The following is a 15997-nucleotide window of genomic DNA, read 5'->3' as shown; positions in this document are numbered from 1 at the left end:
TCCCAGCCCGGCCCCGGAAAGCTGTGACACATGCCGAGCGAGGCAGCAGTCAAAGCGGAAGAGGCATTGATCCACGTGCTGTGGATCAACGCCGGACTGAGTTGTGACGGCGATTCGGTGGCGTTGACTGCCGCCACCCAACCGAGCATCGAGGAGATCGCGCTCGGCGCCCTCCCCGGTCTGCCCAAGGTCGCCGTCCACTGGCCCCTGATCGACTTCGAATGCGGGCCCAGCGGAGGTGCGGACGACTTCCTCGAATGGTTCTTCAGAGCAGACAGAGGCGAACTGGAACCATTCGTGTTGGTCGTCGAGGGGTCCATCCCCAACGAGAAGATCAAGGACGAAGGCTACTGGTGCGGGTTCGGCAACGATCCGGCAACCGGTCAGCCCATCACCACCAGCGAATGGTTGGACCGGCTCGCCCCGAAGGCGACCGCCGTCGTCGCGGTCGGGACGTGCGCCACCTACGGCGGTATCCATGCGATGGCGGGCAACCCGACCGGCGCGATGGGTGTGCCCGACTACCTCGGATGGGACTGGAAGTCCAAGGCAGGGATCCCGATCGTGTGCGTGCCAGGCTGCCCGATCCAGCCGGACAACCTCTCCGAGACGCTGACGTACCTGCTGTACATGGCCACCGACCAGGCGCCGATGATCCCCCTGGACGACGCGCTGCGGCCCAAGTGGCTGTTCGGGGCGACCGTGCACGAAGGCTGTGACCGCGGCGGTTACTACGAGCAGGGTGACTTCGCGACGGAGTACGGATCTCCCAAGTGCATTGTGAAACTCGGGTGCTGGGGTCCGGTCGTGAAATGCAACGTGCCCAAACGGGGCTGGATCAACGGGGTCGGCGGATGTCCGAACGTCGGCGGCATCTGTATCGGGTGCACGATGCCAGGATTCCCGGACAAGTTCATGCCGTTCATGGACGAACCAACCGGCGGCAAGCTGTCCTCGACCGCGTCCGGGCTGTACGGATCGATGATCCGCAGCCTGCGCCACATCACCGGCCGCACCGTCGACCACGAACCCCGGTGGCGGCACCCCGGCGAGAAACTCGAATCAGGAGCGGCCCGCACCTGGTAGGAGCGGAGGCCCGGGCACATCCCGGCGAACCACCCGACGCCCGCCGCACGCGTGAACTGCGCAGCGTCACAGAGAGAGAAGAAGTTCGATGACAACGACCATTCCCGAGCCGTCCCACGTCAAGCGTGACCCCGGTCAACTCGTGGAAATGGCGTGGGACCCGATCACCCGCATAGTCGGCAGCCTCGGCATCTACACCAAGATCGATTTCGAGAACCGGGAGGTGGTGGAGTGCCACAGCACCTCGTCGATCTTCCGCGGCTACTCGATCTTCATGAAGGGCAAGGATCCCCGGGACGCCCATTTCATCACCAGCCGCATCTGCGGTATCTGCGGCGACAACCACGCCACCTGTTCGTGCTACTGCCAGAACATGGCCTACGGCGTCAAACCGCCGCACCTCGGCGAGTGGCTGATCAATCTCGGCGAAGCCGCAGAATACATGTTCGACCACAACATCTTTCAGGAGAATCTGGTCGGGGTCGACTACTGCGAGAAGATGGTCGCCGAGACCAACCCCAGCGTGCTCGCCAAAGCCGAGAACACCCCGTCCCCGCACGCCGACGCGCACGGCTACCGCACCGTCGCCGACATCATGAGAGCGCTCAATCCGTTCACCGGCGACTTCTACCGGGAAGCGTTACAGGTCAGCAGGTGGACCCGGGAGATGTTCTGCCTCATGGAGGGACGCCATGTCCACCCGTCGACGCTGTACCCGGGCGGCATCGGCACCACGGCCACCGTCCAGCTGATGACCGACTACATGACCCGGCTGATGCGCTATGTCGAATTCATGAAGAAGGTCGTGCCGATGCACGACGACCTGTTCGACTTCTTCTACGAGGCGCTGCCCGGGTACGACCAGGTGGGGCTGCGGCGCACCCTGCTCGGATGTTGGGGCTCCTTCCAGGATCCCGAGGTGTGCAACTTCGCCTATAAGGACATGGAGCGCTGGGGTGACGCGATGTTCGTCACGCCCGGCGTGATCATCGACGGCAAGCTGCACACCCACTCCCTGGTCGACATCAATCTGGGAATCCGAATCCTGTTGGGCCACAGTTATTACGAGGACTGGTCCGATCAAGAGATGTTCGTCAAGACAGACCCGCTCGGCAACCCGATCGACCGGCGCCACCCCTGGAACCAGCACACCAACCCCAAGCCGCAGAAGCGGGACTTCGACGAAAAGTACAGCTGGGTGATGTCGCCGCGCTGGTTCGACGGCACCGATCACCTCGCGCTGGACACCGGCGGCGGCCCGCTGGCGCGGCTGTGGTCGACCGCGCTGGCCGGTCTGGTCGACATCGGCTACGTCAAGGCCACCGGCACCAGCGTGCAGATCAACCTGCCCAAGACAGCCCTGAAAGGTCCCGTCGAGTTGGAGTGGAAGATCCCCGGGTACGGCTCGAACACGTTGGAACGCAACCGGGCCCGGACGTACTTCCAGGCGTACGCCGCCGCGTGCGCGCTCCACTTCGCCGAGAAGGCGCTGACCGAGATCCGCGCCGGGCGCACCAAGACCTGGGAGAAGTTCGAGGTGCCCGACGAGGGCATCGGCTGCGGCTTCACCGAGGCGGTGCGCGGGGTGCTGTCCCACCACATGGTCATCCGCGACGGCAAGATCGCGAACTATCACCCGTATCCGCCGACCCCGTGGAACGCCAATCCGCGCGACAGCTACGGGACACCCGGACCGTACGAGGACGCGGTGCAGGGCCAACCGATTTTCGAGGAGAACGACCGGGAGCACTTCAAGGGCATCGACGTGATGCGCACGGTGCGCAGCTTCGACCCGTGCCTGCCGTGCGGTGTGCACATGTATCTGGGCGGAGGCAAACAGTTGGACCTGCTGCACTCCCCCACCCAGTCCGTCACCGGGGAATAGGGCATGGGCCCGCCGGCCCCGCCGCGCCGCGACGACGCACAGTGGCGCACGGCGGGTGATCGGATCCAGACGCTGCTCGACGCGCTCGCGACCGGCGGCACCGCCGCCCGTGAGCGCGCCGCACAACTGGTCCGCGAGGTGACCGACCTCTACGGCGCCGCGCTCGAGCGAATGCTGGACACCGCGCTGGCCGCCAAACCCGAACTGGCGCAGGCCTTCACGGCCGACGATCTGGTAGCCAGCCTGCTGTTGGTGCACGGTCTGCATCCGCACGACACCGAACGGCGGGTGGCCGACGCGCTCGCCGCGGTACGGCCCTATCTGGGTTCACACGGCGGCGACGTCACACTGCTCGGAGTGGCCGACGGCGTCGTCCGCCTGCAGTTGCTGGGCAGCTGCACGAATTGCCCGTCCTCGTCGGTGACGCTGGAACTCGCCGTTCAGGACGCGGTCCGCACCGCCGCCCCGGAGATCGCCGCCATCGAGGTGGTCGCGACCGAAGCAGATGGCCGACCCGGCGTCATCCCGGCCCATTCGTTGATGAGCCGGGTGCACGCCGGGCACTCCACGTGGCTTCCGGTGCCCGAACTGGCCGGCTTGCGCGACGGCGAGGTCGGCGGCTTCCGCACCGCAGGCGTGAGCGCCCTGGCGTGCCGCGTGGACGGCGCCGTAGTCGCCTACCGCGATCGGTGCGCCGCGTGCGCAGGCTCATTGGCCGGGACCCGGCTGGCCGGCACCGTGGTGCACTGCCCGGGGTGCGGCGCGCGGTTCGACGTGCTCCGCGCCGGGCGCGGGATCGGCGGCGACGGCCACCTGGAACCGATCCCGGTGCTCGAACGCGACGGCGTGTTGTCGCTGGCCGTACCGGCGCGCGCGGAGGTGGCGTGATGCCGGGAGCCTTCGACGTGCTGGCCCGGGTCCGGGCCGATCGGGCGGCCCCCCGGCCGGCCGGGGAGCGCTGCGAGATGTGCGCCGAACCCGTCGGCGACGAACACCAGCACGTGGTCGACGTCGAAGGCAGACAACTGATGTGTGTCTGTCGCGGCTGCTATCTGCTGTTCACCGATACCGCTGCGACATTGCGCTATCGGGCGGTGCCGGACCGATACCTGGCCTTCCCGGACCTCGCGTTGGACCGCCGGGTGTGGGAGCGCCTGCAGATCCCGGTCGGCCTTGCGTTCTTCTTCCACAACTCCTCGCTCGGGCGCACCGTGGCGTTCTATCCCGGCCCGGCGGGGGCCACCGAATCGGAACTTGATCTGCAGGCGTGGAACGACATTCGCGGCGCCGACCCGCGGGTTGACCGGCTGGCCGCAGACACCGAGGCCCTGCTGGTCCGCATCCCCGACATCCCTGATGCCACGCCACGGGGATATTTGGTCCCGATCGACGCCTGCTACGAGTTCGTCGGGCGACTGCGCATGCTGTGGCACGGATTCGATGGAGGCTCCGAGGCCCATGACTTCGTCGATGGGTTCTTCACCCTCCTCGACCAGCGCGCACCGGCGGTGCCACGCCCATGACCGAGATCCACTTCACCGTCGTCGACATCGCGCCCGAGCCCTACGCCGTCACCCCGGTCCTGACCGCCCGGGTCGGCGTCGCGGCCGACGGTGACACTCCGGTCCACGCGCTCGCGCTGCGATGCCAGGTGCGCATCGAACCGTTGCGGCGCAGCTATTCCGACGCCGAGGCGGACGGACTGGTGGACCTGTTCGGACCCCGCGAGCGGTGGTCGACCACCCAGCAGACCTTCCTGTGGCAGCACACCGCCGCGGTCGTCGCCGGGTTCACCGGCGACACGATCGCCGAGCTGCCGCTGGAGTGCACCTACGATTTCGAGGTCAAGGCCGCCAAATATCTGCTCGCACTCGGCACCGGCACCGTTCCGCTGCGATTCCTGTTCAGCGGAACGGTTTTCACGCAGGGCGAGCGGGGTTTCAGCGTCCGTCAGGTGCCGTGGGACCGCGAGGAACGCTTCGACATGCCGGTGGCGGTGTGGCACGACCTCATCCGGCAGCACTACCCCGGCACCGGCTGGTTGCGCCTGTCCCGCGACACCATCGACGCGCTGGCGGCCTACCGGTCGGCGCGCGGGTTGCTCGGCTTCGACGACGCGGTCACCGATCTGCTCGCCGCGGCCAGGGAGTTGCGATGAGCACCGGATGGGACCGGGCCCGCGCCGTCGCCGACGCGGTGCTCTACGAGGGCTACCTGCTCTACCCGTACCGCGCGACTTCCGGGAAGAACCAATCACGCTGGCAGTTCGGGGTACTGGGCCCGCCGGGCGCCGAACAGGCCAGGATCGGCGAGAACGACTCGCTGTCGGCGCAGCTGCTCGTCGAACCCGACGGCGTGCCGACGCTGTCGGGCGCGGTGCGCTTCCTGCAGCTGCAGCAGCGCAGCGCCGAGCGCGGCACCCCGGACGGCTATCAGCGGGTGCACGAACTGCAGGCCGGCCCCCGCCGGTGGCTCAGCTGGGACGAAGCGGTGGAGTGCGAGGTCGCGATCGACCCCGCACCGGTGACCGGTTCGCCTCGCACGGTGGACATCTCGATACCCGCAGGCCGCGACGTCGAGACCGTCGATGGCGGCAGACTGGTGCGCGAGCGGCGCAGCCTGCACGGTCAACTGGCGATCGGCGCCGAACCATGCGACGGCCTGGTGCGGTTGACGGTGGAGGTCCGCAACACCGCGGTCCCCGCGGCAGACAAACGCGAGGCGATCGCGACCTCGCTGATCGGCGCCCACCTGCTGCTGGAGATCGACGGGGCCGAATTCGTCTCGCTGCTCGAGCCTCCCGACCGGACCGCCCAAGCCGCGGCACGATGTCGCCAGCACCGCTGCTTCCCGGTGCTGGCCGGCCGGCCCGGTGAGCGCGACCTGGCGCTGGTGTCGCCGATCATCCTCTACGACCACCCCGAGATCGCCGAACAGAGCCAGGGCGACCTGTATGACGCCTGCGAGATCGACGAGATCCTGACGCTGCGCGTGATGACCATGACCGACGAGGAGAAGTCGGCGGCGCGGGCGACCGACCCGCGGGCCGCCGACATCATCGACCGCTGCGACTCGATGTCCCCGGAGGCCATGCTCGGTCTGCACGGCGTGCTGCGCGACCCGCACGCGTGCACGCCCCCGTTGATTCCCGAGATCCCCTCAGACACCGACTGGTGGGATCCGCAGGCCGACACCGCTGTCCGTCCGGAACTCGACGCCGTCCTGGTGAACGGCACCAGGGTCGCGCGGGGTAGCCGGGTGCGGCTGCACCCGTCGCGGCGCGCCGACGCCCAGGACCTGTTCTACGCCGACAAGACCGCGCGAGTGACGTCGGTGCACGCCGACGTCGACGGCGGCGAGCACATCGGAGTCGTCCTCGACGACGACCCCGCCGCCGACCTGCACGACTGGTACGGCCGTCATCTCTACTTCGCGCCCGACGAGGTGGAGCCGCTCGTGGAAGGGAGAGCACCATGGAAGTAGTCGGTCGGATCACGGTGGCACTGGTGGCCGCGGCGGTCCTCGCGGTGACGGTGGTCGGGGTGCGGTCGATCCCCGACATCCAGCGCTACCTGAGAATGCGCCGCATGTGAGCTGAGGAAGGACCCGTCATCACGCCCCGAATACTGGTGGCCGGGATCGGCAACATCTTCCTCGGAGACGACGGCTTCGGACCCGAGGTGATCCGGCACGTCCCGCCCCGGCTCACCGGGCCGGACGTCCGGGTGACGGACTACGGGATCAGAGGCATGCACCTGGCCTACGATCTGCTCGACGACTGGTCGGCCCTGGTTCTCGTCGACGCTATTCCCGACCGCGGCGCACCAGGATCGCTGGACGTCTTCGACGCCGATCTCCGAACCCACACCGGCCGAACAGGTCTGGACGCCCACGCGATGGACCCCGCCGCGGTGTTCGCGAGCCTGGACGCACTCGGCGGGACGCCGCCGCGCACCGTGGTCGTCGGCTGCCAGGTCGCGACGGTGGCGGAGGGAATCGGGCTCTCTCCCGTCGTCGCCGCCGCGGTACCGGCCGCCGTGCGTGCCGTCGAGGACGTGGTGGCCGGCCTGGCGACGCACTCCGCGGCGGGGAGGGGCTGATCATGTGCCTCGGTATCCCAGGACAGGTGGTCGGCATGGTGGACGGCTACGGTGACCAGCTGGCGCTCGTCGACGTCGCCGGCGAACACCGCAAGGTCAACGTCGGCATGCTGCCCGAGGAACACTTCGCGGCCGGCGACTGGGTGATCATCCACATGGGTTTCGTCGTCGAAAAAACCGACAAGGCCGGCGCGGACGCCGCGCTGGCCGGCCTGGAGCTGATGGGCAGAGGGCGCACCGCCGAGGAGTCACCATGAGCGGCCGCAGGCGGGTCCGCGCCTGCGTGCGCGGTGTCGTGCAGGGCGTCGGCTTCCGGCCTTTCGTGTACACCCAGGCCACTGCGCTCGGACTGTCGGGTTCGGTGCGTAACGACACCACCGGCGCCCTCATCGAGATCGAGGGCGCCGAAGCGGACATCGATCGCTTCCTGTCCCGGCTGCACACCGATCCACCACCCCTGTCTTTCGTGGAATCTGTTGAGGTGCAGGATATTCCGCTGGTAGGCGGCACCGGATTCGCGATCGCCGACACCTCGCGCACCGGCGGCGGCCGCACACTCGTCTCCCCCGATGTCGCCATGTGCGCCGACTGCGCCTGCGAGTTGCGCGACCCGGGCAACCGCCGCTACCGGCACCCGTTCATCAACTGCACCAACTGCGGCCCGAGATTCACGATCACCGCGGCACTGCCGTATGACCGCTCGTCGACCACGATGGCGGGCTTTGCGATGTGTGCCGCCTGCGCACGCGAATACACCGACCCCGCCGACCGCCGGTTCCACGCGCAGCCCATCTGCTGCCCGCAGTGCGGGCCGACGCTGCGATACCGGGACAATGCCGGACGGGAAACCCACGGCGAGATCGCGTTGCGCGCCGCCAGGGAGCTGCTGTGCGGCGGAGGCGTGCTGGCGGTCAAGGGCGTCGGCGGCTACCACCTGGCCTGTGATGCCGCCGATCACCACGCTGTCAACGGGCTGCGCACGCGGAAACGCCGCGGCGACAAACCGTTCGCGGTGATGGTGCCCGATCTCGCCGCGGCACGGACCATCGCCGAACCGGACCCGGCGTCCGCGGCGCTCCTGGGCAACGTGGCCCGCCCGATCGTGTTGATCCCGCGGCGCTACGGCGCGCCGATCGACCAGGCAGTGGCGCCGCACAACCCCGACCTCGGGGTGCTGCTGGCCTACAGCCCGTTGCACACCCTGCTGTTCGGCCTCGACGGCGACGAACCCGGGCCGCAGGCTCTGGTGATGACGTCGGGCAATCTGGGCGGCGAACCCATCTGCTTCACCGACACAGACGCGCTCCACCGGCTCCGCGGCCTGGCCGACGGATGGCTGATGCACGACCGGCCCATCCTCGTCCCCTGCGACGACTCGGTGATGCGCGCCGACACCCCGATCCGGCGCTCACGCGGTTACGCACCTCTGCCGATCGCCCTGCCGGTCGCGGTACCCCCCACACTCGCCGTGGGCGCAGATCTGAAGAACACCATGGCCGTCGCGGACGGCAGGTATGCCTGGCTCAGCCAGCACATCGGCGACATGGACGACCTGGCCACCCTGTCGGCGTTCGACTCCGCACAGCAGCATCTCCGGGTCCTGACCGCGGTGGAACCGGAGGTACTGGTCACCGATGCGCATCCGCGGTACCGCTCGACGGCGTGGGCGCTGCGCAACGCCGCCGGCCGTCCGGTACGCAGCGTGCAACACCACCACGCGCACCTGGCCGCGGTGATGGCCGAGCACGGCATGGACGGCGCCGCGCCCGTCCTCGGATTCGCCTTCGACGGAACGGGGTACGGCCCCGACGGGGCGGTGTGGGGCGGTGAGGTTCTGCTCGCCGACTACAAGGGTTACCGGCGGCTGGCCCGGCTGCGCTATGTGCCGCTGCCGGGCGGCGACGTCAGCGTGCTGCGTCCGTACCGGATGGCGCTGGCCCATCTGTGGGCCGCCGGCCTGCCGTGGACGCCGGACCTGGCACCGGTACGAACATGCCCGCCCCGGGAACAGCGGATGCTGCGCCACCAGCTCGAGACCGGCCTGGGGTGCGCACCGACCTCCAGCATGGGCAGGCTGTTCGACGCGGTGTCGGCGCTGGCCGGCGTTCGTCAGATCGTCGATTACGAGGCGCAGGCGGCGATCGAACTCGAAGGTCGCTCCCGCGACTGTGACTGCGGCACAGCCGGTTACCGGTTCGCCGTCGACCACGCGCCATCCACGGCGGAGATCGACCCCGCCCCCGTGCTGTCGGCGGTGGTCGACGACGCCCGCGCCGGTGTCGCCGCCGGTGTGATCGGGGCGCGTTTTCACGACGCGGTGGCCGCGCTGATCCTCGAGCTCGCGCTCGCCAACCGCGGCTACACCGTGGCCCTCTCGGGCGGAACGTTCCAGAATGCCCTGTTGCTGCGCCGGTCGCGCATGCTGTTGGCCGCGAACGGGTTCGACGTCATCACACATCACCGTGTGCCACCCAACGACGGCGGTGTCGCGCTGGGTCAGCTGATCGTAGGAAACGCCGTCTGAAAGGGAGGACGCCGATGTGTCTGGCAGTACCGGGAAAGATCATCAGCATCGAAGAACGTGACGGCACGCTGATGTCGGTCGTCGACTTCGGCGGCGTCAAGAAGGATGTGTGCCTGCAGTACCTCCCCGACGCCGAGATCGGCCACTACGTCGTCGTCCACGTCGGCTTCGCCATCCAGCGACTCGACGAGGAGTCGGCACGGCGCACGCTGGCCGAGTTCGAGCACCTCGGCGTCCTCAAGGAGGAATTCGCTGACGGTTTCGAGCTGGCAGCGCGGCAGGCGGGCACCGCCAATCCCGCAACCGACGGGCCTTCGGAGGTGAGGTCGTGAAGTATCTCGACGAATTCAGCAACCCGGAGCTGGCCGCACGGCTCCTCGACCAGATCAGGTCGGCCACCACCCGACGCTGGTCGATCATGGAAGTCTGTGGCGGGCAGACCCATTCCATCATCCGGCACGGTATCGACCAACTGCTGCCGGACACCGTCGAAATGATCCACGGGCCGGGGTGCCCCGTGTGCGTCACGCCGTTGGAGATCATCGACAAGGCCCTGGAGATCGCATCCCGGCCGGAGGTGATCTTCTGCTCGTTCGGCGACATGCTGCGGGTGCCCGGCAGCGAGAAGGACCTGTTCCGCGTCAAGAGCCAAGGGGGCGACATCCGGGTCGTGTACTCCCCACTGGACGCGCTGACGATCGCGCGGGACAACCCGGACCGGCAGGTGGTGTTCTTCGGTATCGGCTTCGAGACCACCGCGCCCGCCAACGCGATGACGGTCTACCAAGCCGAAAGGCTTGGCATCGGCAACTTCTCGCTGCTGGTGTCCCACGTGCTCGTACCGCCGGCGATCTCCGCGATCATGGAGTCCCCGACGTGCCGCGTCCAGGCGTTCCTGGCGGCCGGCCATGTGTGCACCGTGATGGGCACCGGTGAGTATCCGCCGCTGTGCGACAAGTTCGGAATCCCGATCGTGGTCACCGGTTTCGAGCCCCTGGACATCCTGGAGGGCATCCGGCGCACGGTGATGCAACTCGAATCCGGCCGCCATGAACTGGAGAACGCCTACCCCCGCGCCGTTCAGGACGTCGGCAACCCGGCCGCCAAGGCGATGCTGCTCGACGTGTTCGAGGTGACCGACCGGGCCTGGCGCGGGATCGGCGTGATTCCCGCCAGTGGTTGGCGGCTGTCCGACGCCTACCGGGATTTCGACGCCGAACAGCGCTTCGCCGTCAGCGACATCCACACCGAGGAGTCCGCGGTGTGCCGCTCCGGCGAGGTTCTGCAGGGGCTCATCAAACCACACGAGTGTGCGGCCTTCGGAACCCTGTGCACACCGCGAAACCCGCTGGGGGCCACCATGGTCTCGTCCGAGGGCGCCTGTGCGGCGTACTACCTGTACCGGCGCCTCGAGGTGACCAATGCCTGATACCGAGCCGGAGGCGAGCATCGATATGGAGTCGTGGGTGTGCCCGGCCCCGTTGCGCGACGCCCCCAACATCGTGATGGGACATGGCGGCGGTGGCGCCATGTCCGGCGAGCTCATCGAGCAACTGTTCCTGCCCGCGTACGGGCCGGCCGCCGACGCGGCGATGGGAGATTCGGCGATCGTCGACCTCGGCGGCGCCCGCCTGGCGTTCTCCACCGACTCGTTCGTCGTCAAGCCGATGTTCTTTCCGGGCGGTTCGATCGGCGACCTGGCGGTCAACGGCACGGTCAACGACCTGGCGATGGCCGGAGCGGTTCCGAAAGTGCTCTCGACCGCCTTCATCCTCGAGGAGGGCACGCCGCTGGAGGAGCTGGCACGGATTGCCCAGGCGGTGGGCACCGCGGCGCTGGCGGCCGGGGTCAGGCTGGTCACCGGTGATACGAAGGTCGTCGACTCCGGCCACGGTGACGGGGTCTATCTGAACACCGCGGGCATCGGGCTGATCGACGAGCGCACCGACATCCGTCCGCAGCGGGCGGCGCCGGGCGACGCGGTGATCGTCAGCGGCGACATCGGCGTCCACGGGGTTGCCGTGCTCAGTTGCCGCGAAGGCCTGGAGTTCGCCACCGCGGTCTCCAGCGACACCGCTCCGCTACACGGACTGGTGGCCGCGATGGTCGCCACGGGCGCGGACCTGCACGCACTGCGTGACCCGACGCGCGGTGGGCTGGCCGCGACGCTCAACGAGATCGCCCGGGCCGCCGGGGCCGGTGTGTCGGTCGACGAACGCGCGCTGCCTGTTCCGGCGGCGGTGCGCGACGCGTGCAGCATGCTCGGTCTCGACCCGCTCTATGTCGCCAATGAGGGCAAGCTGGTCGCGTTCGTCGCCGCCGCGGACGCCGACCGGGTGCTCGCCGCGATGCGCGCGCATCCCCTGGGCGCGCGCGCGGCGGTCATCGGCACCTGTGTTGCCGAACATCCGGGCATGGTGGTGGCCAGGACGGCGCTGGGCGGCACCAGGGTGGTGGACCTGCCGATCGGCGAGCAACTGCCCCGGATCTGCTGACATGCCGGCCCCCGCCGGGCAGCATCGCACCGGCCACCCGCTGTTCGCGCGTTTCGCCTATCCGCCGAACGAACTCGGGTACTGCGGGCCGGACGACACCGGCGCGTTGCTGGGGACCGCGGAGCAGACGGCCGCGGTGGCGCGGGAGTTCGACGGCGCGTGGCCGTACCTTCAGGCGATCGCGGACGCGGCGGGTGTCGCCGACCCGCTCGACCGGGACGTGGTGCGCACCTACTGGGTGGGCGGTCCGCTCCTGGACGCGGTGGGCCGAAAGGACCTGCTCGCCCGGCTCCGGTCAGCGTTCGCCGGTCAGGTGACGGGGCTGCTCGATGAGGTGGGCGATCAGGCAACTGCGTTGGCGCACCACAGTTTTCACGTGCTCGTGGTGTATCCGTGGGTGAGGTTCCTGGACCGGGACCCGGGCACAGCGCTGCGCATCCTGCAGAATTGCCGGATCCGTTGGGGCACCGTGACTTCCGTCGACGACGACCACGTGCTCATCGACTCGGCGCCGCTCACCTTCGATGCCGGCCGTCTGTCGCTCGGCGACCCGGAGCCTGAGCGGGTGCGCTGGCACCGCGACGGCACGTCGCTGACCACGAGACCGGCCGTCGGCGATGTCGTGGCCGCCCACTGGGACTGGGTGTGCGAGCGTCTGAGCGAGGCGGACACCGCCGCTCTGAACGCGGCGACGCAGGCTACCCTCGGAGTCGTCGCCACCGCCAGAAACCGATCTTGAACAGGGAGAACGCCCCGAGCACACGGTTTCGGTGACCACCCCGGGGGTATCCGCTCGAGCGGGCATGGCCGCGACGAGCGGCGGCCTGTGAGGAGGGCGACCCATGGACAATGGTAGAGAAAGCGGATCCCGCGACACTGGGTCAGATGAGCCGTCGGGCGGACCGGTAGATCGGCCGTCCGGCGCCATCGAGGGCGCCGAATCGGTGCCCAGTCACGGCGAACCGGGGCAGAGCGACTTCGAGACAGGATTCACGACGGAACCTCCGCGGGATGTCGAGCCCGAAGTGCCGCCGTACGCCGGGCGGAAGAAATCGGCTGATTCCGGAAGCGCAGGCGGCGAGCAGAATCACTGACCGGTCACCACTGGTCGCGGGGCACATCGAAGTCGGCGCACAGCGCCCGCCATACCTCGCGGGGCTCGACGCCGTCCTCGATCGCCTGCGCCGCGGTACGGCCGCCGATGCTGGTCAGAACATGGTCCATCAGCATCGACGAGGCCCGCACCGCACCGAACTGCCCCTCGACGAGTTCGTGGAATTCCGTCAACCGCACAGGCCCAAACTACGCCGGGTCCCCGATGGCGTCATGGCACACCCGTACCGGATCGGCGACTTCGGCGGCTCCGGCCCCGGCCCGGCGGGCCGCCGCGCGGTAACTCGGCGTCGCGAGCACCTCCTGCACGGCCGCGCCCAGCGCCCCTGCGGTCAACGGCCGCACGAGGCGCGCACTGCCCTGTCGGACAAGGCGATTGGCGATCTCCCACTGGTCTCCTCCACCCGGGACCACCACCATCGGAATCCCGGCCAGCAGCGACTTCGCGACCGTCCCATGGCCGCCGCCACAGACCAGCACATCGGCCCGGGACAGCAGCTCATCCTGGCGGCCCAGACCCACCACCGCCCACGGCGGCACCTCGGCGTCGGGTCCGTGCAGGCAGGACACGGCCACCCGGGCTCCCGCGGGCAGCACCTCGCCGGGCACCAGGCTGGTCAGCGCCAGCTCGGCCAGGCCGACCGCACCGGTCGTGGCGGTCGACGGGGCCACCACGACGACGGGACCGTCGCCGTCGGGCAACCGCAGCACGTCGGTTGTCGGTTCGTAATGCAGCGGTCCCACGATGACGGCCTCGGCCGGCCAGTCCGGGCGCGCCACCTCCAGCGCGGGCAGCGTGGCGATCAGGCGGCGCACCGGCCCGGGGTCGTCGGCCGGCAGCCCGATCCCCCGCCGCGCCTCGGAGCGCTGCCGCAGCCCGTCCCGCCATGATTTCGCGCTCAACGCGCGCAACACCGAGTCGCGCAGCCGACCGCGCAGGCCGGTACCCGGCGCCAGGCCGCTGCCGATGGGCGGCAGCCCCTTGGACGGCCGATAGAGCGGGTGGGTGTTCAATTCCACCCACGGCAGACCGAGCAGGTCGGCGGCCAGCCCACCACAGGCGGTGATCGAATCCGAGACCACCAGATCCGGATCCAGCGCTGCGATGAGTTCCCGGTTCAGGACGGCCATCCGGGCGGCACGCTGGTGGATCTTCGCGCCGGCGTCGGCGTCGTCGTCCTCCGCGGTGGGGTCCAGACCGCACAGTTCGACCGCGTCGATGCCGTCACGGCGCGCCGCATCCAGCCATCTCGTTCCGGTGAGTAACGTCGGCGCGTCGCCGGCGGCGCGCAACTTCAGGCACAGCGCGATAGCCGGAAATGCATGCCCGGGGTCGGGTCCCGCGACCACGGCTACGCGCATGCGGGCTACCCTGCCACACCGTCGGCCCGTTAGGCTCCGACGGTATGACCGACGATGCCCTGCACCCGCTGCTGCCGACCTCCGACTCCGCTCCCGCTCTCCCCACCATCGACGCCGCGGAAACGGTGCAGAGGTTCCTGTTCGCGATGGCGGACCAGGATTTCGACACGATCGAAGCGCTGGCCGCTCCGGATCTGCTCTGGCAGAACGTCGGTCTGCCGTCGATCCGGGGACGGAGCAGGATCCTCAAGTTGCTGCGCGGCGGTGAAGGCAAGTTCGGTTTCCTGGTGAAGTTCCACCGCATCGCCGCTTCCGATGAGCGCTCGGAGCAGACCGGCATCGGCGGCACGGTGCTGACCGAACGCACCGACGCGCTGATCTTCGGGCCGCTGCGCCTGCAGTTCTGGGTGTGCGGCACATTCGAGCTGAACGCCGACGGGCAGATCACGTTGTGGCGGGATTACTTCGACTTCCTCGACGTGATGGTCAAGGCGCCGCTGCGGGCCCTCGCGGGCCTGGTGGTGCCGTCCCTGCGCCCGACGTTCTGAGCGCAACCGGACTCCCGAACGCCGGCACCCCGCTCCAGGCCCTCCGGGCGGCTCGCAGCGAGCCTCACGCTTGTTTCAGGCGGCCCAACTCGTCGAACGCCTGCGCCCACGCGGTCAATCGGTCGGTGGCCATCCCCAGCTCGTCGCGGTAGCGCCGCTGCGTCATCGGTGAACTCGACATGGCACCGCTGTTCGCCGCCGCCACCAACTGCGCTGCCGCGGAGACCATTTCGTTGTACTGCCGAGCTCCGCGGTCGAGCTGGGTGGTGAACGCGGTGATCGTCGGCGCCAGGTATACGCGCGAATGCGGCGCCGACTTCACGGCCTTCTCCATCGACACCACCTCTGCGGCGGTGGCGACCATGGTCGCCGCGGTCTGCTCAGCCGCCACCCGCAATTCGGAGAGTTCGCCGACGGGCAGCATCTGCCCGCGCTCCATCACGCCGAGTAGCGAGAACAGCCCGCGTTCCGAGGCCGCGAGCGAGGCCATCGGCTGGCGGGCCGCCGATCCCCAGGGCGGCAGCCGGCGACCGGTGCGGGCCCGCTGTGGCGGAAGCGGTTCGCCGCGCAGCCAACGGTAGCGCAGGAATGACAGGGTGGCCAGGAACGCGGCGCCGACCGCGATCGGCGCTGGGATGAACAGCGCCCACACCGGGGTGCTCCACGACGCCAGCAGCGCGGTGACCGCCAGCCAGAACAGCGTCGACACGGTGAAGAACACCCCGAGCCGCAGCGCCCAGCGCCGCTTACGCAGCAACTTGGCACGCGGATCGGCGGCGGCATTGAGTTTCTCGGCCACCAGGTCCGACCATTCTGCGGCGGTGTCGATGCCGCGCTGGGCCAGAGAACGCCAGGCTTCGGGTCGGCCGGTCCGAGTGCTCACG

The 15997-nt window shown here is 69.2% G+C and carries 18 protein-coding genes; 15 read left to right on the top strand and 3 right to left on the bottom strand.

What is annotated here, in order from left to right:
* The first annotated feature begins 30 nt into the window (after positions 1–30).
* The 14 genes from ACXMYJ_RS14035 to ACXMYJ_RS13970 all read left to right on the top strand — a co-directional run bounded on the left by ACXMYJ_RS14035 (position 31) and on the right by ACXMYJ_RS13970 (position 12829).
* Positions 31–1086, top strand: coding sequence for an NADH-quinone oxidoreductase subunit B family protein (locus tag ACXMYJ_RS14035; protein WP_260751706.1), 1056 nt, complete (start codon positions 31–33; stop codon positions 1084–1086).
* An 88-nt stretch (positions 1087–1174) separates the two neighbouring features.
* The gene (locus ACXMYJ_RS14030; protein ID WP_260751703.1) at positions 1175–2971 is read left to right on the top strand and encodes a nickel-dependent hydrogenase large subunit; all 1797 of its coding nucleotides are present in this window, start codon (positions 1175–1177) and stop codon (positions 2969–2971) included.
* A gap of 3 nt (positions 2972–2974) precedes the next feature.
* Positions 2975–3859, top strand: coding sequence for a NifU family protein (locus ACXMYJ_RS14025; RefSeq protein WP_460356966.1), 885 nt, complete (start codon positions 2975–2977; stop codon positions 3857–3859).
* A complete protein-coding gene (locus tag ACXMYJ_RS14020) occupies positions 3859–4494 on the top strand; it encodes a DUF5947 family protein (protein ID WP_260751700.1) in 636 nt (211 codons plus the stop codon). Before ACXMYJ_RS14025 ends, ACXMYJ_RS14020 begins: the two co-directional genes overlap by 1 nt.
* On the top strand, positions 4491–5129 hold the full coding sequence (locus ACXMYJ_RS14015; RefSeq protein WP_460356963.1) for a DUF6084 family protein: 639 nt from the start codon (positions 4491–4493) through the stop codon (positions 5127–5129). Before ACXMYJ_RS14020 ends, ACXMYJ_RS14015 begins: the two co-directional genes overlap by 4 nt.
* Entirely contained in the window at positions 5126–6454 is a 1329-nt protein-coding gene (locus tag ACXMYJ_RS14010; RefSeq protein WP_460356961.1) for a hypothetical protein, read from the top strand. The genes ACXMYJ_RS14015 and ACXMYJ_RS14010 overlap by 4 nt, the downstream gene beginning before the upstream one ends.
* Positions 6445–6564: a DUF6893 family small protein gene (locus ACXMYJ_RS14005; protein WP_460356959.1), complete on the top strand. Its 120-nt coding sequence runs from the start codon at positions 6445–6447 to the stop codon at positions 6562–6564. Before ACXMYJ_RS14010 ends, ACXMYJ_RS14005 begins: the two co-directional genes overlap by 10 nt.
* Before the next feature lie 30 nt (positions 6565–6594).
* Positions 6595–7071, top strand: coding sequence for a hydrogenase maturation protease (locus ACXMYJ_RS14000; protein ID WP_460357012.1), 477 nt, complete (start codon positions 6595–6597; stop codon positions 7069–7071).
* Between the two features lie 2 nt (positions 7072–7073).
* Complete coding sequence (locus ACXMYJ_RS13995) at positions 7074–7328, top strand: HypC/HybG/HupF family hydrogenase formation chaperone (RefSeq protein WP_260751696.1); 255 nt, start codon at positions 7074–7076, stop codon at positions 7326–7328.
* On the top strand, positions 7325–9595 hold the full coding sequence (hypF, locus tag ACXMYJ_RS13990) for a carbamoyltransferase HypF (protein WP_460356956.1): 2271 nt from the start codon (positions 7325–7327) through the stop codon (positions 9593–9595). Before ACXMYJ_RS13995 ends, hypF begins: the two co-directional genes overlap by 4 nt.
* A 14-nt stretch (positions 9596–9609) precedes the next feature.
* On the top strand, positions 9610–9927 hold the full coding sequence (locus tag ACXMYJ_RS13985; protein WP_260751692.1) for a HypC/HybG/HupF family hydrogenase formation chaperone: 318 nt from the start codon (positions 9610–9612) through the stop codon (positions 9925–9927).
* Entirely contained in the window at positions 9924–11024 is a 1101-nt protein-coding gene (gene hypD, locus ACXMYJ_RS13980) for a hydrogenase formation protein HypD (protein ID WP_460356954.1), read from the top strand. Before ACXMYJ_RS13985 ends, hypD begins: the two co-directional genes overlap by 4 nt.
* Positions 11017–12090: a hydrogenase expression/formation protein HypE gene (gene hypE / locus ACXMYJ_RS13975; protein WP_460356951.1), complete on the top strand. Its 1074-nt coding sequence runs from the start codon at positions 11017–11019 to the stop codon at positions 12088–12090. The genes hypD and hypE overlap by 8 nt, the downstream gene beginning before the upstream one ends.
* 1 nt (position 12091) lies before the next feature.
* The gene (locus ACXMYJ_RS13970) at positions 12092–12829 is read left to right on the top strand and encodes a DUF6390 family protein (protein WP_460356948.1); all 738 of its coding nucleotides are present in this window, start codon (positions 12092–12094) and stop codon (positions 12827–12829) included.
* Positions 12830–13188: 359 nt separating this feature from the next.
* Here ACXMYJ_RS13970 and ACXMYJ_RS13965 read toward each other — a convergent pair whose 3' ends face one another.
* Positions 13189–13383 carry a DUF3046 domain-containing protein gene (locus ACXMYJ_RS13965; RefSeq protein WP_260751686.1) on the bottom strand — a complete coding sequence of 65 codons (195 nt, stop codon included), beginning with the start codon at positions 13381–13383 and terminating at the stop codon, positions 13189–13191.
* Between the two features lie 9 nt (positions 13384–13392).
* Entirely contained in the window at positions 13393–14565 is a 1173-nt protein-coding gene (locus tag ACXMYJ_RS13960) for a glycosyltransferase (RefSeq protein WP_460356946.1), read from the bottom strand.
* Between the two features lie 44 nt (positions 14566–14609).
* Here ACXMYJ_RS13960 and ACXMYJ_RS13955 point away from each other — a divergent pair, with 44 nt between their 5' ends.
* Positions 14610–15113 carry a limonene-1,2-epoxide hydrolase family protein gene (locus ACXMYJ_RS13955; RefSeq protein WP_460356944.1) on the top strand — a complete coding sequence of 168 codons (504 nt, stop codon included), beginning with the start codon at positions 14610–14612 and terminating at the stop codon, positions 15111–15113.
* 64 nt (positions 15114–15177) lie between these two features.
* On the opposite strand, the gene pspM is transcribed toward ACXMYJ_RS13955, so the two are convergent.
* Positions 15178–15996 carry a phage shock envelope stress response protein PspM gene (gene pspM, locus ACXMYJ_RS13950; protein WP_460356940.1) on the bottom strand — a complete coding sequence of 273 codons (819 nt, stop codon included), beginning with the start codon at positions 15994–15996 and terminating at the stop codon, positions 15178–15180.
* Position 15997: the final 1 nt, after the last annotated feature.

It is taken from the genome of Mycobacterium sp. ZZG, from assembly GCF_054786995.1.
This window is presented reverse-complemented; position numbering and strand designations above follow the sequence as displayed.